Raw genomic sequence first — 23,629 nt, forward strand, 5'->3', positions numbered from 1 at the left:
ATCTTGTTGTTTGAATCTTGCTTTACCCGAAACTTCCCGTTGTTGATATCCACAGTGCGTGAAGTTGCTAAATTCCGGGCTTGTCACTCAATCCGTCTTGTCGTTTCAGTTCTGCGTTCTTTCCCTGTGACCAGACAGCGAACAGACATGAGGTGATGGCCGCTAAACAGGCATGGATGACCCTGCCATACCATTCACAACATTAAGTTCGAGAATCACCCCGAGTTTAAGAACCCACACCATTATGAATCTTACCGAATTAAAGAATACGCCGGTTTCTGAGCTGATCACTCTCGGCGAAAATATGGGGCTGGAAAACCAGGCTCGTATGCGCAAGCAGGACATCATTTTCGCCATCCTGAAGCAGCACGCTAAGAGTGGCGAAGATATCTTTGGCGACGGTGTGCTGGAGATATTGCAGGACGGATTTGGTTTCCTCCGCTCAGCAGATAGCTCCTACCTCGCCGGTCCTGACGACATCTACGTATCCCCTAGCCAAATCCGCCGTTTCAACCTCCGCACTGGTGACACCATTTCAGGTAAGATTCGTCCTCCTAAAGAGGGTGAACGCTACTTTGCGCTGTTGAAAGTTAACGAAGTTAACTACGACAAACCAGAAAACTCGCGCAATAAGATCCTGTTTGAGAACTTAACGCCGCTGCACGCGAACTCTCGCCTGCGCATGGAGCGTGGTAACGGTTCTACCGAAGACTTAACCGCTCGCGTTCTGGATCTGGCTTCTCCGATTGGTCGTGGTCAACGTGGTCTGATTGTGGCACCGCCAAAAGCGGGTAAAACCATGCTGCTGCAAAACATCGCGCAGAGCATTGCTTACAATCACCCAGACTGTGTGCTGATGGTACTGCTGATCGACGAACGTCCTGAAGAAGTGACCGAGATGCAGCGTCTGGTTAAAGGTGAAGTTGTCGCTTCTACCTTCGACGAACCAGCATCTCGCCACGTTCAGGTTGCTGAAATGGTTATCGAGAAGGCCAAACGTCTGGTTGAGCACAAGAAAGACGTTATCATCCTGCTCGACTCCATCACCCGTCTGGCGCGTGCGTACAACACCGTGGTTCCGGCTTCCGGTAAAGTGTTGACCGGTGGTGTGGATGCGAACGCTCTGCACCGTCCGAAGCGTTTCTTCGGTGCTGCGCGTAACGTAGAAGAGGGCGGCAGCCTGACCATCATTGCAACCGCGCTTATCGACACCGGTTCCAAGATGGATGAGGTTATCTACGAAGAGTTTAAAGGTACAGGTAACATGGAACTGCACCTCTCCCGTAAGATTGCTGAAAAACGTGTCTTCCCTGCTATCGACTACAACCGTTCCGGTACGCGTAAGGAAGAGCTGCTTACCACTCAGGAAGAGCTGCAAAAAATGTGGATTCTGCGCAAAATCATTCACCCAATGGGCGAAATCGACGCAATGGAATTCCTCATTAATAAACTGGCGATGACCAAAACAAACGACGATTTCTTCGACATGATGAAGCGCTCGTAACGCAAATAAAGCCAGCAAACGCCACGTTTTTACGTGGCGTTTTTCGTTTATGGCCTATACGCTATTACCGCAGACTCCCAATTTTGACCTGTCGGTGCGACAATAGGATTATTCGCACAGCAAAAACATTAATAGATTGAATAATAAACAAATGGAGTTGCAAGAGGCTTGCTTTATGCCTTCAGGCCCGGCGCCTTCATGGTTATACTTCCTTGACTGACATTTGTTGAGAACATCCATTGTGAACCTACTCGATACGTTTACTGAGCTAACCAGTATTTTTTTGTTTACCACCTGCTTTTTGTTTCTTGCGCGCAAGGTGGCAAAATATCTGGGGTTAGTGGATAAACCCAACTTCCGTAAACGCCATCAAGGCATGATCCCGCTGGTCGGTGGTATTTCCGTATTTGCCGGTATCTGCTTCACCTTCGCGATTGCTGATTACTATATTCCTCATGCCAGGCTCTACCTGATCTGCGCCACCGTTCTGGTTGTGGTCGGCGCGCTCGACGATCGCTATGACATTAGCGTGAAAATCCGCGCCTTCGTTCAGGCTGCCGTCGGCATTGCCATGATGGTGGCGGCCAAACTTCACTTAAGCAGTCTCGGTTATATTTTCGGGCCCTGGGAGATGGTTCTGGGGCCGTTCGGCTATTTCCTGACGCTCTTCGCCGTCTGGGTGGCGATTAACGCCTTCAATATGGTGGACGGCATTGATGGCCTGCTGGGCGGGCTTTCTTCCGTCTCCTTCGCTGCTGTCGGCATTATTTTGTGGTTTGATGGCCAGTACAGTCTCGCCATGTGGTGTTTCGCCATGATTGCCGCCATCCTGCCGTATATTTTGCTCAACCTCGGCGTTCTGGGTCGTCGCTATAAAGTCTTTATGGGCGATGCGGGCAGTACGTTGATTGGCTTCACGATTATCTGGATCTTGCTGGAAACCACGCAGGGTAAAGTTCACCCCATTAGCCCGGTGACGGCGCTGTGGATAATCGCCATTCCGTTGATGGATATGGTGGCGATTATGTATCGCCGTCTGCGAAAAGGGATGAGTCCTTTTTCCGCCGACCGCCAGCATATTCATCATTTGATCATGCGTGCAGGCTTCACTTCCCGTCAGGCATTTGTGCTGATAACCCTGGCGGCTGCTATTCTTGCGGGGATTGGTGTTGCATCGGAATACGCCCACTTTATCCCTGAATGGGTGATGTTGGTATTGTTCTTGCTAGCGTTTTCTCTGTATGGCTACTGCATTAAACGCGCATGGAAAGTCGCGCGTTTTATTAAGCGTATAAAGCGCAGGATGCGTCGAAATAGTGGCAATAATCCAACTTTAACTAAATGAACTGGGATCGTGATGACTCAACCGTTGGCGGGAGCTAAATCAGAGATGACCGAGAATGAGCTGGATATACGTGGCTTGTTCCGCGTTTTATGGGCGGGCAAACTGTGGATTGCAGGCGTTGCGTTAGGGTTCGCGTTAATCGCGCTCGCCTACACCTTCTTTGCAAAACAGGAGTGGAGCGCAACCGCCATTACAGACAGACCAACGGTCAACATGCTCGGCGGGTTCTACTCGCAGCAGCAGTTCCTGCGTAATCTGGATATCAAAGCGAATCTGGCCACGCCAGACCAGGCTTCCGTGATGGATGAGGCCTATAAAGAGTTCGTGATGCAACTGGCGTCCTGGGATACCCGTCGTGATTTCTGGTCCCAGACTGATTATTACAAGCAGCGCATGGTCGGTAACAGTAAAGTCGATGCCGGGCTGCTGGATGACATGATTAACAACATCCAGTTCACGCCAGGGGATGCGCTGCGCAACCTGAACGACAACGTGAAGCTGGTGGCCGAAACGGCGCCGGATGCCAATAATCTGCTGCGTCAGTATGTGGCCTTTGCCAGCCAGCGTGCAGCAAGCCATCTGAATGATGAGCTTAAAGGCGCATGGGCTGCGCGTACCATCCAGATGAAAGCGCAGGTTAAGCGTCAGGAAGAAGTGGCAAAAGCGATCTTCGCCCGTCGGGTACACAATATTGAGCAGGCGCTGAAGATTGCGGAACAACGCAACATCTCGCGCAGCGAAACGGACGTTCCGGCTGATGAACTGCCTGATTCCGAAATGTTCCTGCTTGGACGCCCAATGTTGCAGGCGCGCCTGGAAAACTTACAGGCTGTCGGGCCAGATTTTGACCTCGACTACGATCAAAATCGCGCGATGCTGAATACCCTGAATGTCGGTCCGACTCTGGATCCACGTTTTCAGACCTATCGTTATTTGCGTACGCCTGAAGAACCTGTAAAACGCGATAGTCCTCGCCGCGCGTTCCTGATGATTATGTGGGGAATTGTTGGCGCTCTGACTGGCGCGGGCGTGGCGTTATCACGTCGCCGCAGAAATTAAGAAGGCCGTCTACGATGAAGGCTGACTGCCTTCATCGGCTAATCGAAGAGAATCGATGTGAAAGTACTAACCGTATTTGGCACCCGGCCGGAGGCCATTAAGATGGCACCTCTGGTTCATGCGCTGGCCAGGGACCCTGATTTTGAAGCGAGAGTGTGTGTCACCGCCCAGCACCGGGAGATGCTCGATCAGGTGTTAACGCTCTTTTCCATCGTCCCGGATTATGATCTGAATATCATGAAACCGGGGCAAGGGCTGACGGAGATTACCTGCCGTATTCTGGAAGGGCTGAAACCCATTCTGGAGTCGTTTAAGCCTGACGTCGTGCTTGTGCATGGCGACACCACAACGACGGTTGCGACCAGCCTGGCGGCGTTTTATCAACGTATTCCCGTTGGCCATGTTGAAGCAGGGCTGCGTACCGGTAATCTCTACTCGCCGTGGCCAGAAGAAGCCAACCGCACGCTGACCGGACACCTGGCGATGTACCACTTCGCGCCAACGGAAAACTCTCGTCAGAATTTGCTGCGCGAAAATATCGCGGATAAGAAAATTTTCGTCACCGGAAATACCGTCATTGATGCGCTGATTTGGGTGCGCGATCGCGTGCTGACGAATGACAGCCTGCAAAGCGAGCTGACAGCGCGCTATCCGTTCCTGAGCAACAATAAAAAGACCATTCTGGTCACCGGCCACCGTCGCGAAAGCTTCGGCCGGGGTTTTGAGCAAATTTGCCATGCGCTGGCCGAGATCGCCGCAGAAAACAAAGACGTACAAATTGTTTATCCGGTGCATCTCAACCCTAACGTCAGCGAGCCGGTGAACCGTATTCTGGGTCACGTAGAGAACGTGTTCCTGATTGAACCGCAGGATTACATGCCGTTTGTCTGGCTGATGAACCATGCCTGGCTGATCCTGACGGATTCCGGCGGTATTCAGGAAGAAGCGCCTTCGCTTGGCAAACCGGTGCTGGTGATGCGTGAAACCACAGAACGCCCCGAAGCGGTGAAAGCCGGCACGGTACGCCTGGTGGGCACGGACACCCGTCATATCGTCGAACAAGTCACGCGCTTGCTGCACGACGAAGAAGAGTATCAGGCGATGAGCCGGGCCCATAACCCGTATGGCGATGGGCAGGCTTGTGGTCGTATTTTGCACGCACTTAAACACAATCGGGTATCGCTATGAGTTTTACTACCATCTCTGTCATTGGTCTTGGCTACATTGGACTGCCCACTGCGGCGGCCTTTGCCTCTCGTCAAAAACAGGTTGTAGGCGTGGACATCAACGCGCGCGCGGTGGAAACCATTAACCGTGGCGAAATTCATATTGTGGAGCCGGATCTCGACCGCGTGGTTAAGGCCGCCGTTGAGGGCGGATTCCTGAAAGCCAGCACCACGCCGGTGGAGGCAGATGCCTTCCTGATTGCGGTGCCAACGCCGTTCAAAGGCGATCATGAACCTGACATGGTCTACGTTGAGGCCGCAGCAAAATCCATTGCTCCGGTGCTGAAAAAAGGCGCATTGGTGATCCTGGAGTCGACCTCTCCGGTGGGCGCTACGGAACAGATGGCACAGTGGCTGGCAGAAGCCCGCCCGGATTTGAGCTTCCCACAGCAAGCGGGCGAACAGGCTGATGTCAACATCGCCTACTGCCCGGAGCGTGTGCTGCCAGGGCAGGTGATGGTCGAGCTGATTAAAAACGACCGCGTGATTGGCGGAATGACGCCGGTCTGCTCTGAACGCGCCAGCACGCTGTACAAGATTTTCCTCGAAGGCGAATGTGTGGTGACGAACTCCCGCACCGCTGAAATGTGCAAGCTGACGGAAAACAGCTTCCGTGACGTTAACATCGCCTTTGCGAACGAACTGTCGCTGATTTGTGCCGATCAGGGGATTAACGTCTGGGAACTGATTAGCCTGGCGAATCGCCATCCGCGTGTGAATATCCTTCAGCCAGGTCCTGGCGTGGGCGGGCACTGTATTGCCGTCGACCCGTGGTTCATCGTGGCGCAAAACCCGGCACAGGCGCGTCTGATTCGTACCGCCCGTGAAGTGAACGACAGCAAACCACACTGGGTGTTAAACCAGGTTAAAGCCACGGTCGCCGATTGCCTGGCAGACAGCGGCAAACGGGCTAATGAGCTGAAAATCGCCTGTTTTGGTCTGGCATTCAAACCCAACATCGACGATCTGCGTGAAAGCCCGGCAATGGAAATTGCTGAGATGATCGCCGAATGGCACAGCGGTGAAACTCTGGTGGTTGAGCCGAACATTCATGAGCTTCCGGCAAAACTGGCGGGCCATTGCACGCTTACGGCGTTAGATGACGCGCTGGCAACGGCGGATGTGCTGGTATTGCTGGTGGATCACAAAGCGTTTAAAGCCATCTCCGGTGATGCCGTACGTCAGCAATATATTGTTGATACGAAAGGCGTATGGCGTTGAGTGACCTCAACGGGGTGCTTGAGTCCCTTCAGTGGGAAAGCACCTTTTTCGGCCTGCCTTCAGCCATTGTGCGTCTGCGCGATGATGCGCCGGCGCTCGCAGCAGCGGACTTTGCTGCGTGGCAGCGCGTGCAGGCCAAAATTCCGGCGGGACGCAGCGACCTGCTGGATGCACTCCAGCAGCACGGATTTCAGCTGGTAGAGGGTGAGGTTGACCTCTCTATCGCCGTGGCTCAATACGTCTCGCCTGGGGCTGAACCCGCAACCGCAGAGGATATCCCGGTGCTGCGTCAGATGGCAGCGCTGGCTTTTGCCCAAAGCCGTTTTCGCACCCCGTGGTATGCACCCGAGGACAGCGGCCGTTTTTATGCTCAGTGGATAGAGAATGCCGTAAAGGGCACGTTTGACCATGTTTGCCTGGTGTTCCGCGCACCGGATGGTCAGATCCAGGGATTTGTCTCGCTGCGTAAGCTCAATGAGCAGGACGCGCGTATCGGTTTATTAGCCGGGCGGGGCATGGGCGACAAACTCATGCAGGCGGCGCTGCACTGGGCGCAGCAACATCAACTTTCGACTTTGCGGGTGGCGACCCAGATGGGCAACACCGCCGCGCTTAAACGTTATATCGCGAGTGGCGCCAACGTCGACGCAACCGCTTACTGGTTATACAGGTGACAAGATGATTCCATTTAACGCGCCTCCCGTAGTGGGAACCGAACTCGACTATATGCAGTCTGCCATGGGCAGCGGCAAACTTTGCGGTGATGGCGGTTTTACCCGTCGCTGCCAGCAGTGGATGGAACAACGTTTTCACAGTGCTAAAGTCCTGCTGACCCCATCCTGCACGGCTTCGCTGGAAATGGCCGCGCTGTTGCTGGATATCCAGCCTGGCGACGAAGTGATCATGCCGAGCTACACCTTTGTTTCCACGGCCAACGCGTTTGTGCTGCGCGGAGCCAAAATTGTGTTTGTGGATATCCGCCCGGATACCATGAACATCGACGAAACGCTGATTGAAGCGGCGATCACCGAGAAAACGCGGGCGATTGTCCCGGTTCACTATGCGGGTGTGGCCTGTGAAATGGACACCATCATGGCGATTGCCAAAAAGCATAACCTGTTCGTGGTGGAAGATGCCGCACAGGGTGTGATGTCCACCTACAAAGGCCGTGCGCTCGGGACGATTGGCCATATCGGCTGTTTTAGTTTCCACGAAACCAAGAACTACACCGCGGGCGGTGAAGGCGGCGCGACGTTGATTAACGACTGCGCGCTGGTCGAGCGTGCTGAGGTTATCCGCGAAAAAGGCACCAACCGTAGCCAGTTCTTCCGCGGCCAGGTGGACAAATACACCTGGCGCGATATTGGGTCCAGCTACCTGATGGCGGACTTACAGGCGGCATACCTGTGGGCACAGCTGGAAGCCGCAGAGCGCATTAACCAGCAGCGTCTGACGCTGTGGCAAACCTACTATGATGCGCTGGAGCCGCTGGCAAAAGCCGGACGTATTGAGCTGCCGACCATTCCGGCTGACTGCGTCCACAACGCCCATATGTTCTACATCAAGCTGCGCGATAACAATGACCGCGGCCAGCTGATTGCGTGGCTCAAAGAAGCTGAAATTATGGCGGTATTCCATTACATTCCGCTGCACAGCAGCCCGGCTGGTGAAGCCTTCGGGGTGTTTGCCGGTGAAGACCGTTATACTACGCAGGAAAGTGAGCGTTTGCTTCGCCTGCCACTGTTCTACAACCTCGCGCCAGTTAACCAGCGTACGGTGATTAATACCCTCCTGAGTTATTTCGGCTGATATGTCTCTGGCAAAAGCATCGGTGTGGACCGCCGCGTCCACACTTGTAAAAATTGGCGCCGGATTACTGGTCGTCAAGCTGCTGGCCGTGTCATTTGGCCCTTCAGGTGTTGGGCTGGCGGGGAATTTTCGTCAGCTGGTCACGGTACTTGGCGTTCTGGCTGGTGCCGGAATTTTCAACGGCGTGACCAAATTTGTCGCGCAGCATCATGATGATGCGGAAAAACTGCGTTCTGTGGTGGGAACCTCATCAGCGATGGTGCTGGGCTTTTCTACGCTGTTGGCCGTTGTCTTCCTGCTGGCTTCAGCGCCCATCAGCCAGGGGCTGTTTGGCCATGCCGACTATCAGGGGCTGGTGCGGCTGGTTGCGCTGGTGCAGATGGGGATTGCCTGGGCAAACCTGCTGCTGGCGCTGATGAAAGGCTTTCGCGACGCCGCCGGTAACGCACTGGCGCTGATCCTCGGCAGTATCATTGGGGTAATCGCCTACTATTTTTGTTTTCTCCTGGGCGGTTATGAAGGGGCGTTGTTAGGTCTGGCGCTGGTTCCGGCGCTGGTAGTGGTGCCGGCTGCGTTTATGCTGATGCGTCGGGGGACTATTCCGCTGCACTACCTCAAGCCGCAGTGGGACAAGGCGCTGGCGGGGCAGCTCGGGAAATTTACCCTGATGGCGCTCATCACTTCGGTAACCATTCCAGTGGCTTACGTGATGATGCGAAACCTGCTGGCCGCGCATTACAGCTGGGATGAAGTGGGGATTTGGCAGGGCGTGAGCAGCATTTCTGATGCTTACCTCCAATTTATAACGGCTTCCTTTAGCGTCTGGTTGCTGCCAACCTTATCGCGCCTGACCGAAAGAAAAGCGATTACGCGTGAGATAATCCGCTCCCTGCGTTTTGTGCTTCCTGCTGTTGCGGTTGCCAGTTTTACCGTCTGGCTGTTGCGTGATGTTGCCATCTGGCTGCTGTTCTCAGCGAAGTTCACCGCTATGCGCGACCTGTTTGCCTGGCAGCTGGTGGGCGATGTATTGAAAGTAGGTGCTTACGTATTCGGCTATCTGGTGATAGCAAAAGCCTCGCTGCGGTTGTATATCCTGGCGGAGATTAGCCAGTTTACGCTACTCACTGCGTTCTCTCACTGGCTGATCCCTGCGCACGGCGCTCTGGGGGCGGCACAGGCCTATATGGCAACTTACATTGTTTATTTCGCTGCCTGTTGCGGCGTATTTTTACTTTGGCGTAAACGCGCATGACTGCACTGATTCACATTCTGGGATCGGACATCCCACACCATAACCAGACCGTTCTACGGTTTTTCAATGATGGGCTGGCATCCGGCAACACGGATGCGCGCGAGTTTATGGTTGCAGGCCAGGAGAATGGCCTGAGCGCGGCTTACCCGGCGCTAAGCGTGACCTTCTGGCCGGATAAGGCCGCGCTGGCAAAAGCGGTTGTAGCCAGAGCAAAAGCCAATCGCGAACAGCGGTTCTTTTTCCACGGTCAGTTCAACACCGGTCTGTGGCTGGCGCTGTTAAGCGGTGGGATTAAACCTTCCCAGTGCAGCTGGCATATCTGGGGCGCGGATCTGTATGAAGTGTCCCGTGGCTGGAAATTCCGTCTCTTCTATCCGCTGCGGCGGATGGCGCAGGGGCGCGTGGGCTGTGTTTTTGCCACCCGAGGCGACCTCAGTTACTTTGCCCGACTGCATCCGAACGTGCGGGGTGAGCTGCTCTATTTCCCGACCCGGATGAACCCGGAGCTGAACAACATGGCAAATGATGTCGCGCGGGAAGGCAAACTGACGATTCTGGTGGGCAACTCCGGCGATCGCAGTAACGATCATGTCGCGGCCCTGAAGGCGATACATCGCCAGTTTGGCGATACGGTGAATGTCATTGTGCCGATGGGTTATCCGGCGAATAATCACGCGTATATCGACGAAGTCCGTCAGCAGGGGCTGGCACTGTTTAGTGCGCAGAACCTGCAAATTCTCAGTGATAAGCTGGAATTTGATGACTACCTCGCGCTGTTGCGCCGGTGCGACCTGGGGTATTTTATCTTTGCCCGCCAGCAGGGGATCGGCACCTTGTGCCTGCTTATTCAGGCGGGTATTCCGTGCGTGCTTAATCGCGAAAACCCGTTCTGGCAGGATATGGCCGCGCAGCATCTGCCGGTGCTGTTTACCTCAGACACGCTGACCGTGGATGTGGTGCGTGAAGCGCAGCGTCAGCTGGCGCTGGTGGACAAAAATACCATCGACTTTTTCAGCCCGAATTACCTCACGCCGTGGCATCGCGCACTGCGTATCGCTTCAGGAGACAATGCATGAGCCAGTTGCAATTTAGCGGCTTGTTGGTGATTTGGCTTCTGAGCGCCTTATTTATTGCCACGCTGACCTGGTTTGAATTCCGGCGTGTGCGCTTTAATTTCAACGTCTTTTTCTCGCTGCTGTTCCTGCTGACCTTTTACTTTGGTTTCCCGCTGACCAGTATTTTGGTTTTCCGGTTTGACGTGAGTGTCGCCCCGCCGGAGATCCTGATGCAGGCATTACTGTCGGCAACCTGTTTCTACGCGGTTTACTACGTCACGTATAAGACCCGACTGCGTTCAGCAAAAGAGACTGCGCCACGCCGGGCGCTCTTTACCATGAACCGGGTAGAGACGCATCTGACATGGGTGATGTTGATGGCCATTGCGCTGGTGAGCGTGGGCATCTTCTTTATGCATAACGGTTTTCTGCTGTTTAAGTTGCAGTCCTACAGCCAGATATTTTCCGCAGAAGTCTCAGGCGTGGCACTTAAGCGCTTCTTCTACTTCTTCATCCCGGCGATGCTGGTGGTCTTTTTCCTGCGTCAGGACAGCAAAGCCTGGCTGTTTTTCCTGGTCAGTACTGTCGCGTTTGGCGTGCTGACCTACATGATTGTTGGCGGTACGCGCGCCAACATCATCATCGCGTTCGCCATCTTCCTGTTTATCGGCATCATTCGCGGCTGGATCTCTTTGTGGATGCTGGTGGCGGCAGGGGTGTTTGGCATAGTGGGGATGTTCTGGCTGGCGCTCAAGCGCTACGGGATGAACGTGTCCGGCGATGAGGCGTTTTACACCTTCCTGTACCTCACGCGCGATACCTTCTCGCCGTGGGAAAACCTGGCGCTGTTGCTGCAAAACTACGACAAGATTGATTTCCAGGGCCTGGCGCCGATTGTGCGTGATTTCTACGTCTTTATTCCGACGTGGCTGTGGCCTGACCGCCCTGGTATTGTGCTGAATACGGCAAACTACTTCACCTGGGAAGTCCTCAACAACCACTCAGGGCTGGCAATTTCACCTACGCTGATTGGTTCGCTGGTGGTGATGGGCGGGACATGGTTTATCCTGCCGGGCGCGGTGGTGGTCGGGTTAATCATTAAGTGGTTTGACTGGCTTTATCAGCGCGGCAATGAAGAGACTAATCGCTACAAAGCAGCGATATTGCACAGTTTCTGTTTTGGGGCCATTTTCAATATGATCGTTCTGGCGCGCGAAGGTCTGGATTCATTCGTGTCGCGCGTGGTTTTCTTCATGGTAATTTTCGGCGTCTGCCTGCTGCTGGCAAAACTGTTGTACTGGTTATTTGACAGCGCGGGGCTTGTGCATAAGCGCGAGCCACGCGGTAGCAGAACGCTTTCGCAAGTCTGAGTAAGGATGTTATGACTGACACGACTTCCGCGCCGCTTTACGCGTTGCGCGGCATACAGCTTATTGGCTGGCGTGATATGCAACACGCGCTGGATTATCTGTTCTCCGAAGGGCAGATGAAATCGGGCACGCTGGTGGCCATCAACGCAGAAAAGATGCTGGCGATAGAAGATAACGCTGAAGTGAAAAGCCTGATAGAAGCCGCAGAGTTTAAATACGCCGACGGTATCAGCGTGGTGCGTTCTGTCCGTAAAAAATACCCGGGTGCGCAGGTTTCTCGTGTCGCAGGCGCAGACCTGTGGGAAGCCCTGATGGCGCGTGCGGGGGCTGAAGGCACGCCCGTATTCCTGATAGGCGGTAAGCCGGACGTGCTGGCACAGACGGAACAGAAGCTACGTGGCCAGTGGAATGTGAATATTGTGGGCAGCCAGAACGGGTATTTCAAACCGGAAGACCGGCAGGCGCTGTTTGAGCGCGTGCGCGACAGCGGCGCGAAAATAGTAACGGTGGCTATGGGATCTCCGCGCCAGGAGATCCTGATGCGCGATTGCCGTCTGGTATGCCCGCATGCGCTCTACATGGGCGTTGGCGGCACTTACGATGTCTTTACCGGCCATGTTAAGCGTGCGCCGAAGGTGTGGCAGCGCCTGGGGCTGGAATGGCTGTATCGCCTGTTATCTCAGCCTACACGTATCAAACGGCAGATTCGTTTGCTGCGCTACCTCACCTGGCACTACACCGGAAAAATGTAATCAAAATGTAGCGCGATATGCTGTTCGCGCTGCAACTCCCCTGCAAAACTGCTGCGTATCTGTGCAATACATTCATTTTTTTAATGCATCGTTTGCCATTTAGCAGAATTTAAGAAACCATTCCCCCGCATATTTCAGTACCCCAAAAAAATAAAACCGGTAAAAGCCGGGAAACAGCAAACACAACCGAGGATTTATGGCAGAGAAAAAACCTGAGCTTCAGCGTGGGCTGGAGGCTCGACATATCGAATTGATAGCGCTGGGCGGCACTATCGGCGTTGGCCTGTTTATGGGCTCCGCAAGTACGCTCAAATGGGCAGGCCCGTCTGTATTGCTGGCGTATATCATCGCCGGGCTGTTCGTCTTCTTCATCATGCGTTCGATGGGCGAAATGCTTTTCCTGGAGCCGGTAACCGGTTCATTCGCCGTTTACGCGCACCGTTATATGAGCCCGTTCTTTGGCTATCTGACCGCCTGGTCGTACTGGTTTATGTGGATGGCCGTTGGCATCTCGGAAATCACCGCGATCGGGGTCTACGTGCAGTTCTGGTTCCCGGATATGGTCCAATGGATACCCGCGCTTATCGCCGTGGGGCTGGTGGCGCTGGCCAACCTTGCCGCCGTGCGTCTGTACGGTGAGATTGAATTCTGGTTCGCGATGATCAAAGTCACCACCATCATTGTGATGATTGTGGTCGGCCTGGGCGTGATCTTCTTCGGTATTGGCAACGGTGGACACGCCATCGGCTTTGGTAACCTGACCGAGAACGGCGGCTTCTTCGCTGGTGGCTGGAAGGGCTTCCTGACCGCGCTGTGTATCGTCGTGGCCTCTTATCAGGGCGTTGAGCTGATTGGTATCACCGCCGGTGAAGCGAAAAACCCGCAGGTTACGCTGCGCAGTGCGGTAGGCAAAGTGCTGTGGCGTATCCTGATTTTCTATGTGGGCGCTATCTTCGTCATCGTAACCATCTTCCCGTGGAATGAAATCGGTACGACCGGTAGCCCGTTTGTTTTGACCTTTGCGAAGATTGGTATCACCGCAGCGGCAGGGATCATCAACTTTGTAGTCCTGACGGCTGCGCTGTCCGGTTGTAACAGCGGAATGTACAGCTGTGGCCGTATGTTGTATGCGCTTTCCAAAAACAACCAGCTGCCAGCGGCAATGGGGAAAGTGTCCCGTGCAGGCGTTCCGGTTGCGGGTGTGGCGGTATCGATTGTGATCCTGCTGATTGGTTCATGCCTGAACTACATCATCCCGAATCCACAGCGCGTGTTTGTCTACGTGTATAGCGCCAGCGTGCTGCCAGGGATGATCCCGTGGTTTGTGATCCTGATTAGCCAGCTGCGTTTCCGTCAGGCACACAAGAAGGCGATTGCCAGCCATCCGTTCCGCTCCATTCTGTTCCCGTGGGCGAACTATTTAACGATGGCGTTCCTGATTTGCGTTTTAATCGGTATGTACTTTAATGACGATACCCGCATGTCGCTGTTTGTCGGGATGATCTTCCTGGCCGCCGTGACCGCAGGGTACAAGTTGTTTGGCCTTGGCCGCCGTGCCTCCACGCAGAAAGTGGAGGAATAAGCGGCAAAGTGTGCAAAGCATAACCAAACGCGCATTTTTTTAAAAAAAGCACTAGACAGCGGGGACGGAGGTACGTAATATCCAGCCCCGCAACGGCGCTAAGCGCCCGTAGCTCAGCTGGATAGAGCGCTGCCCTCCGGAGGCAGAGGTCTCAGGTTCGAATCCTGTCGGGCGCGCCATTTTGTCCCGGCGCTAGAGCTGCGGTGGTCTGAGAAGTAGTCAGTACCGCGTGAAAGTATTATCAGTGGTGGCTATAGCTCAGTTGGTAGAGCCCTGGATTGTGATTCCAGTTGTCGTGGGTTCGAATCCCATTAGCCACCCCATTATTTGAAGAGTTGTGAATTGCGAAGGTGGCGGAATTGGTAGACGCGCTAGCTTCAGGTGTTAGTGTCCTTAGGATGTGGGGGTTCGAGTCCCCCCCCTCGCACCACGACTTTTAAAATGAATTGAACTAAAAATTCAAAAAAGCAGTACATCGGCGAGTAGCGCAGCTTGGTAGCGCAACTGGTTTGGGACCAGTGGGTCGGAGGTTCGAATCCTCTCTCGCCGACCAATTTTGAACCCCGCTTCGGCGGGGTTTTTTGTTTTCTGTCGTTCCTCACTGCTGTTGTCATTCCCCGACAACGCTCAGTTTCTTTGTCGTGATTCAGCGACACCTAATTCACTGAAAAATAAACGTTTAGCTTTCTGGCGCTATTGCTGTCGCTTCCAGGCAACACTTTGATCGCTTTGCCTGTGCTTTCTGGGGCACAACCGTTGCCAGAATAACGAAAAAGCCTTTTATCTTAAAATGTTGCGCGGGATAACACTCCCTGGTGCAACTCTGGCATGTAACGTGCAATAATATACGTGTAGATGCTCATTCCATCTCTTATGTTCGCCTTAGTGCCTCATAAACCCCGGAATGATGCAGAGCCGTTTACGGTGCTTATCGTCCACAGACAGATGTCGCTTCGGCCTCATCAAACACCATGGACACAACGTTGAGTGAAGCACCAATATGTTGTCTTACAGACCTGTTTTAACGCCTGCTTTTTAGCAGGCGTTTTTTTATGCCTTATTCCCGGAAACGCGCCATGATGAGGGCAACCAGCAACAGCGCACTGGCAGAGACCACATACAGCGTCTGAATTGCGCCAAGCGATATCGTTGCCAGAGCGGCAATACCGGTAAAGAGTGAGGCGCTGATCGTCTGCCATCGCCAGGCTTTACCGCTGGCTGAAGCGATCTGCATGGCATGAAAGCTACTCAGTACCCCAAACGTTCCCGCCGCAAAGACAATGTTTGATGCCAGATGGGCGATAAAGACCATCCCCAGAGCCACCACCGCGCCCCCTGATACAAACGGTATCACTCCATATGCCAGCAGAAATACGCTCATGCAGATCAGCAGCAGGCGGTTTTTCGCCGCGTATCGCGCCAGGCTGTCTTTCTTAAGCAGCATAGGGCCACACAGCTGGCCCAGGCTTCTGGCGAAGAGCAGGGGCAGGGCGAGGCTGGCTGCATCGGCAGGTTGGATCTGCTGCACCAGGGCCGGAAGCAGCGCCATAGCAGGCGAGCCTACGGCCGCCAGCGCGGGTAACAGCAGCAGGCTACGCTTTTGCCGTACCGTGAGATGCTGCCAGCGTAACGTGACGGACGGTTGCTCATCAGCGGGTATCGCTGTTGCCCGGGAGATAAACGCCTTTCCTGCCAGAAACAACATCAGTATCGAACCCAGAAAGCTCGCTGCATCTATTACCAGTAACGGCTGAACGGGGATCCGCTGAAACAGCACCACACCCAGCCCTGTCCCTAACAGTACCTGAGAGGCAAAAATCACATTCTCAAGGCAAGTGGCCGCGGGGAGTTCATGTTCTGTCAGCCCACGTTTGAACAATAAGGTCAGTGCTGGCCAGCTCATTCCGCTCAGGAGCGCTTCCGCGGATTGCACGGCAAGTAACGCCGGAATGCTGTGGTAATGCACGCCAAGCATAGGGAAGAGCAGGGCGATTAACCCCAGCAGCTCCGTCAGCACCAGCAAACCGATCGGTGAAAAGCGCAGGCATAATCTTTCGCCGATCAGGCTGCCGATAAATCCGGGTACGGTGGCAAAGAAATAGGCGAGGGTTAGCAGGGCGGCGGGTGCCTGCCACTGTAGCAGCAGGCCAAACACCACAACCTGAGTTAATCCATTGCCCAGTGAAGTAAAGATAAAGGCGCAGGCCAGTAAGCGAAGCCAGCGGTGGCTGCGCAGCGCTTCAACAAGCGCATACAAAAGCGAGTTCATGAAGACATTCCTTTCAAAAACGATTTAGTCCACGCGGCAATCAGCGCGTGTATGAAAAAAGGTTAATGAAAAGATGTCGTTACATTGGCGGGTTCATTTCCGGGTGATGTTGGATTGAATGTAGCAGGAGATGAGCGATAAAAAAAGGAGGCCGACTGGCCTCCTTTTCTGTTACTGCTGATTTGCATTATTTTGCAAGGTTAGCAGTAGCCCGTCGCGGCGCATGGCTGCCGCCTCTTCCGGCTTGTGGAGCTTGTCCAGCGTATCGGCAAGCCAGGCGTAGTCAAACGCGTCAGGACGCTGTTTTAGCGCTGCACGGAAAGCGAGGCTCGCCTCCTGCCATTCGCCGTGTTTCATCAGCGACTGACCCAGCGTGCTCCATAACAGCGGGCGGTCACCCACGGTTTTGATCTGCTGGCGCAACACTTTTTCCAGCTGCTCCGGGTTGTTGGTTTTCAGGCGTGGGATCACCATCACCAGACGGTCGTCGTACTGGCGTTTCAGGCCGTCGAGGAGGATCTCCTGGGCGGTGTCATGATCGTCACACTCAATCAGATGTTCAGCCATCGCCACTTGCAGCGGGATCTGCTGGCGTGTTTTACGGCTCTGGTTCTTCCACCAGGTTTTCAGACCATCGCTGCCCAGATCGGCACGCGCCTGATCCATCAGCCCAATCCATGCCAGGCGCTGAAGTTCGTCACGGTGTTCGTCATCGCCCACCTCCGCCTTCGCCATCGATGGGATGATATCCAGCAGCGAGCCCCATGCACCGGTACGGATATAGGCCTGCTCGGCAAGACGCAGCACTTCCGGGTGACGTGGGGTGATTTCCAGCAGACGGTCGATGCCATGACGTGCTGCGTGATTTTCATTACGCGCAAGTTGCAGACGAACGCGGGTGATTTCAACCGGGATCTGATCGTTTGAAGCCAGCTCGGAAGCACGTTCAAGATGCTGATTCGCACGGGCTTCATCACCACGCTGCTGCGCCGCTTCTGCCGCCAACAGGTAGTTCACCACCGGCTGCTCTGCATGATCGGCATTTTTCGACATCAGCTTTTCAACCTGCTGATAGTCACCTTCGGCGAGTTTAAGCAGCGCCTGTTCAGTCTGCTTGCGGGCGCGACGGCGTTTACGACCGACAAACCAGCCGCGGGTATGCGCGCCAGTACGGAAAATGCGGCGCAGAACCCATTCAACGGCAAACAGCACCACCACGGCGAGGATCAGAATGATCACCAGACCGGTCACGCTGGTTTCGATGTTATAGTTATCGGTCTGGATCAGGACATAACCCTGATGCCCTGCAAGCATTGGCCCCAGGACGATCCCGGCGATCAACAGTAAGAAGAGTAATAACACTTTCAACATGATTACTCTCCCTGTGGTGCGTTTTCAGGTGCTGGCGCGGCGGCAGGAGCTTCGGCGTTAGGCTCTGCCGGAACGCCTGGCTGTGCCAGCAAGTTACGCACACGCGTCTGCATCAGCTTTTCCAGAATTGGCTGGCTGGCCAGCTTATCCGGGACATTCATGGTGATGTTCTGCTGGCTCAGCTTGTCGATATCTTCGAGGAATGCCTGGGTGGTGGCATCATCGGTGTTGTAGTAAGCGCGTACCCAGGTAGAGACATTATCCAGCGCCTGTTTGTACGTCTCTTCCTGATGACGCGGAACCGCCTGTGCGGCAACCAGCAGGCGAGAGCGAATGTTCTCGCGCAAATAGACGTCCTGGTTCGGCGCTAACAGCGGTACGGCGGTTTCATCGCGACGACGGATGGTAATAAAGCTGTCCATAAAGTTCTGCCAGCTTTTTTGCAGGTTCACGCGCCATTCACCCAGCGAACTGGAAAGCTCGGTACCGTCGGAATCCATCGGGGAGTCGTCGTCGTTGTTATCCGCCAGTTGCAGGTTATCAATCTGGTTGGAGAGCTGATTGACCTTGAGAATAATGCCGTCGTAGTCGACCTGAGAAACGGCAGACAGGCTGGCGATATCTTCGGTAATGGCACGACGTGCGGTGATAAGGCTCGGGTCGTTCATGTCGGCAAGACTGGCGTCGGCGCTTTTCAGCAGCGCGGCGGCGGTGGTGACATCCTGATCGCTCCAGAGCTTACGCCCGGCCAGTTTCACCAGGAAATCGGCCTGAGAAAGCAGCCAGGTTTTGGCATCAGTACCGGAAATGGTGGCGACTTTTTGCTGCACTTCGCTCAGCTGTTTGGTCAGCTCTTCCTGCTTGCTGTTGGCTTCGGAAAGTGCAGTAGCCTGCTGTTTGATAAAGCTTTCCAGCTCATCTTTTTGTGTTTCCTGCGCTTTTTGCAGGGCTGTGAGCTGATTAACCAGCGCATCGCTGGTGGCCGTCTGGTTGGTGCCTTGTTGTTTCACCAGACCATACAGGCCAACACCGGCGGCCAGAGCAATGGCGATGGCAATCGCGCTTAGCACCAGGCTGGTTTTGTTGCTGCCGTTTTTCTTCTCAACGGTTTTCTCAGTCGTTTCTGACTGTGGTGTGGTATCCACAGTCTCCCTGGTCTCTTCAACCACGGCGGAGGATTTTTCGTGTTCCGTCATTATGGCTTCCCATTATGAGAGTTATTGTAATGCGCGCAGCAGCGCATCGTTGTCGGCGTTATCAGCGATCCGAATATCTTGCCAGCCCAGTTCCCGGGCGTGGTTCGCCAGACGCTCACTGACGACCAGAAGCCGACAGCGGAGTAACCAGTTTTCACGATACCAAAGCGGAATCAGCGACCAGAGCTGTTGCAGCATTTCACCACTGGTGACCACCAGGGTATCGACGCCGCGCATGTGCCAGCGCATCGCTTCTTCCGCGCCATCATAATTTTTTGCATTGCGCTGATAGCATTCGCAGAACGTGACGTCAGCACCGCGTTCACTTAAGGTTTCGCCAAGCAATTCGCGCCCACCGTTACCGCGTAAAATGAGCGCGCGCTTTCCGGCAATAGTTTGTAATTCAGGTAATTGTAGCAAGACTTCGCTAATTTCCCGATCTAACGGATAGCGAATATCTATTCCACTTACGGTATGCAGGGCCAGTGCGGTGGTGCGCCCAATCGCGAAATAGCGCGGAGCAGTGGGCCAGTGCGATCCGGCCTGTTGCAACTGGGCATGGGCAAACTCCACGGCATGTTGCGACAGGGCAAAAAGCAGATCGCCTTCCTGCAAGGTATTCATCTGGTCGGCGAGCGCAGTCAGCTCCCGACCGGGGGAGAATTCAATCAACGGAAAACTCCAGGCCACCTGCCCCAGTGTGCGCAGACGGCTCACTAATTGTTCTCCTGCGGGAGAAGGGCGGGTGACAAGAATACTCATGCAGGGGGTTCTCCGTTATATACGTCCGCCAGAATTTCACGGGCGCCGTTATTGAGCAACTCTTCTGCCAGCGAAACGCCAAGCTGTTCGGCATCTTGCGGCTTACCGCGACGTTCGCCGCGAACCATCTGTGAGCCATCCGGTGCGCCAACCAGCGCGCGCAGCCACAGCTCGCCATCGGTTAATTCAGCATAGCTGCCAATTGGCACCTGACAGCCGCCTTCAAGACGGGTGTTCATGGCGCGCTCGGCTTTGACACGAATTGCGGTGTCGTCATGATTCAGCGGCGCGAGCAGCTCGCGGGTGCGCGCATCATCCAGACGGCACTCAATACCGACTGCACCCTGGCCGACTGCCGGCAGCGACAGTTCTGGCGGCAGCGCAACGCGGACGCGCGATTCCAGCCCCAGACGCTTCAGCCCCGCCACGGCCAGAATAATCGCATCGTATTCGCCGTTATCCAGCTTACTCAGGCGTGTGCCCACGTTGCCGCGAAGCGAGCGAATCACCAGATCCGGGCGGCGTTCTGCTAGCTGACACTGGCGACGTAAACTTGACGTGCCAACCACGCTGCCCTGTGGCAACGCATCGAGTGAGTCGTAGTGGTTTGAAACAAATGCATCGCGCGGATCTTCGCGCTCGCAAATGGTCACCAGCCCTAAACCTTCCGGGAACTCAACGGGCACATCTTTCATCGAATGTACGGCGATATCGGCGCGGTTATCAAGCAATGCCAGTTCCAGCTCTTTGACAAATAAGCCTTTTCCGCCCACTTTTGCCAGCGGCGTATCAAGAATGATGTCACCGCGCGTTACCATTGGCACCAGCTCGACGCGCAAACCAGAATGGCAGGCTTCAAGGCGCTGCTTAACATAATGTGCCTGCCAGAGCGCAAGGGGGCTTTGGCGTGTGGCAATTCTCAAAACATTGTCTAACATGCTTGTTACCGTCATTATCAACCGTTGACCATCCTAACATTGTTGTCTCTGTGATGGCAGTTTTACGGTAGATGATGCAGAGAGGGACAGGGCGGCGTTATCGTCACCCACCGCCGTATTCAGGAATTTACACGTACAGATTGATGCTACACTTTGTATGTAGCGCAACTTTCTTTACGGTCAATCGGCAAGGTGTTAAATTGATCACGTTTTAGACCATTTTTTCGTCGCTACTACCATAAAGATAAGGGCGAAAAAGGGTAACGGTTATCTTTTTGAAATACTGCGGGCTCGCCATTATTCGATTTATGAATGGTTTGCGACACCCGGAAACATCAGGCGATACGTCTTGTACCTCTATATTGAGACTCTGAAACAGAGACTGGATGCCATAAATCAACTGCGTGTGGATCGCGCGCTTGCTGCCATGGGACCTGCTTTCCAACAGGTTTACAGTCTGCTGCCGACATTATTGCACTATCACCATCCGCTGATGCCGGGTTACCTCGACGGTAACGTTCCCCAGGGCATTTGCCTTTTCACGCCTGATGAAACCCAACAGCACTATCTGAACGAGCTGGAACTCTATCGTGGGATGCCGCCGCAGGAATCACCGAAAGGTGAGCTGCCAATCACCGGCGTTTACTCCATGGGAAGTACCTCATCAGTAGGGCAAAGCTGTTCCTCAGATCTGGATATCTGGGTCTGCCATCAATCCTGGCTCGATAACGAAGAACGCCAGCTGTTACAGCGTAAATGCAGCCTGCTGGAAAGCTGGGCGGCCTCGCTCGGCGTGGAAGTGAGCTTCTTCCTGATTGATGAAAACCGTTTCCGCCATAACGAAAGCGGCAGTCTGGGTGGTGAAGACTGCGGCTCGACGCAGCACATATTGTTGCTGGATGAATTTTACCGTACTGCCGTTCGTCTGGCCGGTAAGCGTATTCTGTGGAATATGGTGCCGTGCGAAGAAGAAGAGCATTACGACGATTACGTCATGTCGCTGTATGCGCAGGGCGTACTGACGCCAAACGAATGGCTGGATCTGGGTGGCCTGAGCTCCCTGTCGGCCGAAGAGTACTTTGGCGCGAGCCTGTGGCAGCTGTATAAAAGTATCGATTCCCCGTACAAAGCGGTGCTGAAAACGCTGCTGCTTGAAGCCTATTCCTGGGAATACCCAACGCCGCGCCTGCTGGCGAAAGATATCAAACAGCGTCTGCACGATGGCGAGATTGTCTCCTTCGGGCTTGATGCCTACTGCATGATGCTGGAACGCGTCACCGAATACCTGAAAGCCATTGATGACACCACGCGTCTTGACCTGGTGCGTCGATGTTTCTATCTCAAGGTTTGTGAAAAACTGAGCCGCGAACGCGCCTGCGTTGGCTGGCGTCGTGAAGTGGTCAGTCAGTTAGTTAAAGAGTGGGGATGGGACGAAGAACGTCTGTCTATGCTCGACAACCGCGCCAACTGGAAAATCGATCAGGTGCGTGAAGCGCACAACGAACTGCTCGATGCGATGATGCAAAGCTACCGTAATCTTATCCGCTTTGCGCGCCGTAATAACCTCAGCGTATCGGCCAGCCCGCAGGACATCGGGGTGTTAACCCGTAAACTGTATGCCGCGTTCGAAGCGCTGCCGGGTAAAGTCACGCTAGTTAACCCGCAGATTTCACCTGACCTGTCTGAACCAAATCTGACCTTTATCTATGTGCCGCCGGGCCGCGCGAACCGCACCGGATGGTATCTGTACAACCGTGCGCCAAGCATGGATTCGATCATCAGCCATCAGCCGCTGGAATATAACCGCTATCTGAACAAGCTGGTGGCCTGGGCCTGGTTTAACGGCCTGCTGACTTCACGCACCCGGTTGTTTATTAAAGGCAACGAAGTGGTTGATCTGGCGAAGTTGCAGGAGATGGTGGCTGACGTTTCGCACCACTTCCCGCTGCGCTTGCCTGCGCCAACGCCGAAAGCGCTCTACAGCCCGTGTGAGATCCGTCATCTGGCGATTATCGTCAACCTGGAATATGACCCGACGGCGGCCTTCCGCAATCAGGTGGTCCATTTTGACTTCCGCAAGCTGGATGTCTTTAGCTTCGGTGAGCAGCAAAATTGCCTGGTTGGTAGCGTTGACCTGCTGTATCGCAACTCGTGGAACGAAGTGCGTACGCTGCATTTCAACGGCGAGCAGGCGATGATCGAAGCGCTGAAAACCATTCTCGGTAAGATGCACCAGGATGCTGCGCCACCAGACAGCGTTGAAGTGTTCTGCTACAGCCAGCATCTGCGCGGTTTGATTCGTACCCGCGTACAGCAGCTGGTTTCTGAGTGTATTGAGCTGCGTCTTTCCAGTACCCGCCAGGAAACCGGGCGCTTTAAAGCGCTGCGCGTCTCCGGTCAGACCTGGGGCTTGTTCTTTGAACGCCTGAACGTGTCGGTACAGAAACTGGAAAACGCCATCGAATTCTACGGCGCGATTTCGCACAACAAGCTGCATGGCCTGTCCGTGCAGGTGGAAACCAACCACGTCAAACTGCCGCAGGTGGTGGATGGTTTTGCCAGCGAAGGGATTATTCAGTTCTTCTTCGAAGAGTCGGGTGATGACGCTGGTTTCAACATCTACATTCTGGATGAAACCAACCGTGCCGAGGTTTATCACCACTGTGAAGGCAGCAAAGAAGAGCTGGTGCGCGATGTCAGCCGCTTCTACTCGTCGTCTCACGACCGCTTCACCTACGGCTCAAGCTTTATCAACTTCAACCTGCCGCAGTTCTACCAGATTGTGAATGTTGATGGCCGCGTGCAGGTGATCCCGTTCCGTACGCAGGCCGTCACGCCTGTAGCGCCTGCAAATCAGGATACCGCGCCGCTGTTGCAGCAGTATTTCTCCTGATTTCGTGAGCCCGGTAAGGCGTAGC

18 protein-coding genes and 4 tRNA genes are annotated in these 23,629 nt (G+C 54.4%); 17 read left to right on the top strand and 5 right to left on the bottom strand.

Annotation, left to right across the window (positions count from 1 at the left end):
* Positions 1–244: 244 nt before the first annotated feature.
* From rho to F3J30_RS21835, 16 genes are all read left to right on the top strand, one after another.
* Positions 245–1,504 (top strand): transcription termination factor Rho, encoded by a 1,260-nt coding sequence (rho, locus tag F3J30_RS21760; RefSeq protein WP_001054528.1) that lies wholly within the window; start codon positions 245–247, stop codon positions 1,502–1,504.
* A gap of 241 nt (positions 1,505–1,745) precedes the next feature.
* Positions 1,746–2,849, top strand: coding sequence for a UDP-N-acetylglucosamine--undecaprenyl-phosphate N-acetylglucosaminephosphotransferase (wecA, locus tag F3J30_RS21765; RefSeq protein ID WP_014072295.1), 1,104 nt, complete (start codon positions 1,746–1,748; stop codon positions 2,847–2,849).
* Positions 2,850–2,861: 12 nt separating this feature from the next.
* Positions 2,862–3,908 carry an ECA polysaccharide chain length modulation protein gene (wzzE, locus tag F3J30_RS21770; protein ID WP_014072294.1) on the top strand — a complete coding sequence of 349 codons (1,047 nt, stop codon included), beginning with the start codon at positions 2,862–2,864 and terminating at the stop codon, positions 3,906–3,908.
* A gap of 57 nt (positions 3,909–3,965) precedes the next feature.
* Positions 3,966–5,096, top strand: a complete 1,131-nt coding sequence (gene wecB, locus F3J30_RS21775; RefSeq protein WP_166718549.1) for a UDP-N-acetylglucosamine 2-epimerase (non-hydrolyzing) — start codon at positions 3,966–3,968, stop codon at positions 5,094–5,096.
* The gene (gene wecC / locus F3J30_RS21780) at positions 5,093–6,355 is read left to right on the top strand and encodes a UDP-N-acetyl-D-mannosamine dehydrogenase (protein WP_166718550.1); all 1,263 of its coding nucleotides are present in this window, start codon (positions 5,093–5,095) and stop codon (positions 6,353–6,355) included. Before wecB ends, wecC begins: the two co-directional genes overlap by 4 nt.
* Positions 6,352–7,029 (top strand): dTDP-4-amino-4,6-dideoxy-D-galactose acyltransferase, encoded by a 678-nt coding sequence (gene rffC, locus F3J30_RS21785; RefSeq protein ID WP_014072291.1) that lies wholly within the window; start codon positions 6,352–6,354, stop codon positions 7,027–7,029. Before wecC ends, rffC begins: the two co-directional genes overlap by 4 nt.
* A gap of 4 nt (positions 7,030–7,033) precedes the next feature.
* Positions 7,034–8,164: a dTDP-4-amino-4,6-dideoxygalactose transaminase gene (gene rffA / locus F3J30_RS21790; RefSeq protein WP_166718551.1), complete on the top strand. Its 1,131-nt coding sequence runs from the start codon at positions 7,034–7,036 to the stop codon at positions 8,162–8,164.
* Position 8,165: 1 nt separating this feature from the next.
* Positions 8,166–9,416 carry a lipid III flippase WzxE gene (wzxE, locus tag F3J30_RS21795; protein WP_166718552.1) on the top strand — a complete coding sequence of 417 codons (1,251 nt, stop codon included), beginning with the start codon at positions 8,166–8,168 and terminating at the stop codon, positions 9,414–9,416.
* Positions 9,413–10,492: a TDP-N-acetylfucosamine:lipid II N-acetylfucosaminyltransferase gene (locus F3J30_RS21800; protein WP_166718553.1), complete on the top strand. Its 1,080-nt coding sequence runs from the start codon at positions 9,413–9,415 to the stop codon at positions 10,490–10,492. The genes wzxE and F3J30_RS21800 overlap by 4 nt, the downstream gene beginning before the upstream one ends.
* Positions 10,489–11,841 carry an ECA oligosaccharide polymerase gene (wzyE, locus tag F3J30_RS21805; RefSeq protein WP_166718554.1) on the top strand — a complete coding sequence of 451 codons (1,353 nt, stop codon included), beginning with the start codon at positions 10,489–10,491 and terminating at the stop codon, positions 11,839–11,841. The genes F3J30_RS21800 and wzyE overlap by 4 nt, the downstream gene beginning before the upstream one ends.
* Positions 11,842–11,852: 11 nt before the next feature.
* The gene (wecG, locus tag F3J30_RS21810; RefSeq protein ID WP_166718555.1) at positions 11,853–12,593 is read left to right on the top strand and encodes a lipopolysaccharide N-acetylmannosaminouronosyltransferase; all 741 of its coding nucleotides are present in this window, start codon (positions 11,853–11,855) and stop codon (positions 12,591–12,593) included.
* Positions 12,594–12,789: 196 nt separating this feature from the next.
* Positions 12,790–14,175 (top strand): amino acid permease, encoded by a 1,386-nt coding sequence (locus F3J30_RS21815; protein ID WP_014072285.1) that lies wholly within the window; start codon positions 12,790–12,792, stop codon positions 14,173–14,175.
* A gap of 102 nt (positions 14,176–14,277) precedes the next feature.
* Positions 14,278–14,354, top strand: a tRNA-Arg gene (locus F3J30_RS21820).
* 68 nt (positions 14,355–14,422) lie between these two features.
* Positions 14,423–14,498: transfer RNA gene (locus F3J30_RS21825), tRNA-His, on the top strand.
* A 21-nt stretch (positions 14,499–14,519) separates the two neighbouring features.
* A tRNA-Leu gene (locus F3J30_RS21830) sits at positions 14,520–14,605 on the top strand.
* A 46-nt stretch (positions 14,606–14,651) separates the two neighbouring features.
* Positions 14,652–14,728: transfer RNA gene (locus F3J30_RS21835), tRNA-Pro, on the top strand.
* Between the two features lie 504 nt (positions 14,729–15,232).
* Here the strand turns inward: F3J30_RS21835 and F3J30_RS21840 are convergent.
* From F3J30_RS21840 to hemC, 5 genes are all read right to left on the bottom strand, one after another.
* A complete protein-coding gene (locus tag F3J30_RS21840; protein ID WP_166718556.1) occupies positions 15,233–16,444 on the bottom strand; it encodes an MFS transporter in 1,212 nt (403 codons plus the stop codon).
* A gap of 171 nt (positions 16,445–16,615) precedes the next feature.
* The gene (hemY, locus tag F3J30_RS21845; RefSeq protein WP_166718557.1) at positions 16,616–17,815 is read right to left on the bottom strand and encodes a protoheme IX biogenesis protein HemY; all 1,200 of its coding nucleotides are present in this window, start codon (positions 17,813–17,815) and stop codon (positions 16,616–16,618) included.
* Positions 17,816–17,817: 2 nt separating this feature from the next.
* A complete protein-coding gene (gene hemX, locus F3J30_RS21850) occupies positions 17,818–19,011 on the bottom strand; it encodes a uroporphyrinogen-III C-methyltransferase (protein ID WP_166718558.1) in 1,194 nt (397 codons plus the stop codon).
* A gap of 21 nt (positions 19,012–19,032) precedes the next feature.
* On the bottom strand, positions 19,033–19,773 hold the full coding sequence (hemD, locus tag F3J30_RS21855; protein WP_166718559.1) for a uroporphyrinogen-III synthase: 741 nt from the start codon (positions 19,771–19,773) through the stop codon (positions 19,033–19,035).
* Entirely contained in the window at positions 19,770–20,711 is a 942-nt protein-coding gene (gene hemC / locus F3J30_RS21860; RefSeq protein WP_166718560.1) for a hydroxymethylbilane synthase, read from the bottom strand. Before hemC ends, hemD begins: the two co-directional genes overlap by 4 nt.
* Positions 20,712–21,060: 349 nt before the next feature.
* On the opposite strand from hemC, the gene cyaA reads away from it, so the two are divergent.
* Positions 21,061–23,604, top strand: coding sequence for a class I adenylate cyclase (gene cyaA / locus F3J30_RS21865; RefSeq protein WP_014072279.1), 2,544 nt, complete (start codon positions 21,061–21,063; stop codon positions 23,602–23,604).
* The last annotated feature ends 25 nt before the right edge of the window (positions 23,605–23,629 follow it).

Source organism: Enterobacter sp. Tr-810 (assembly GCF_011752765.1).
Lineage (GTDB): Bacteria > Pseudomonadota > Gammaproteobacteria > Enterobacterales > Enterobacteriaceae > Enterobacter > Enterobacter soli.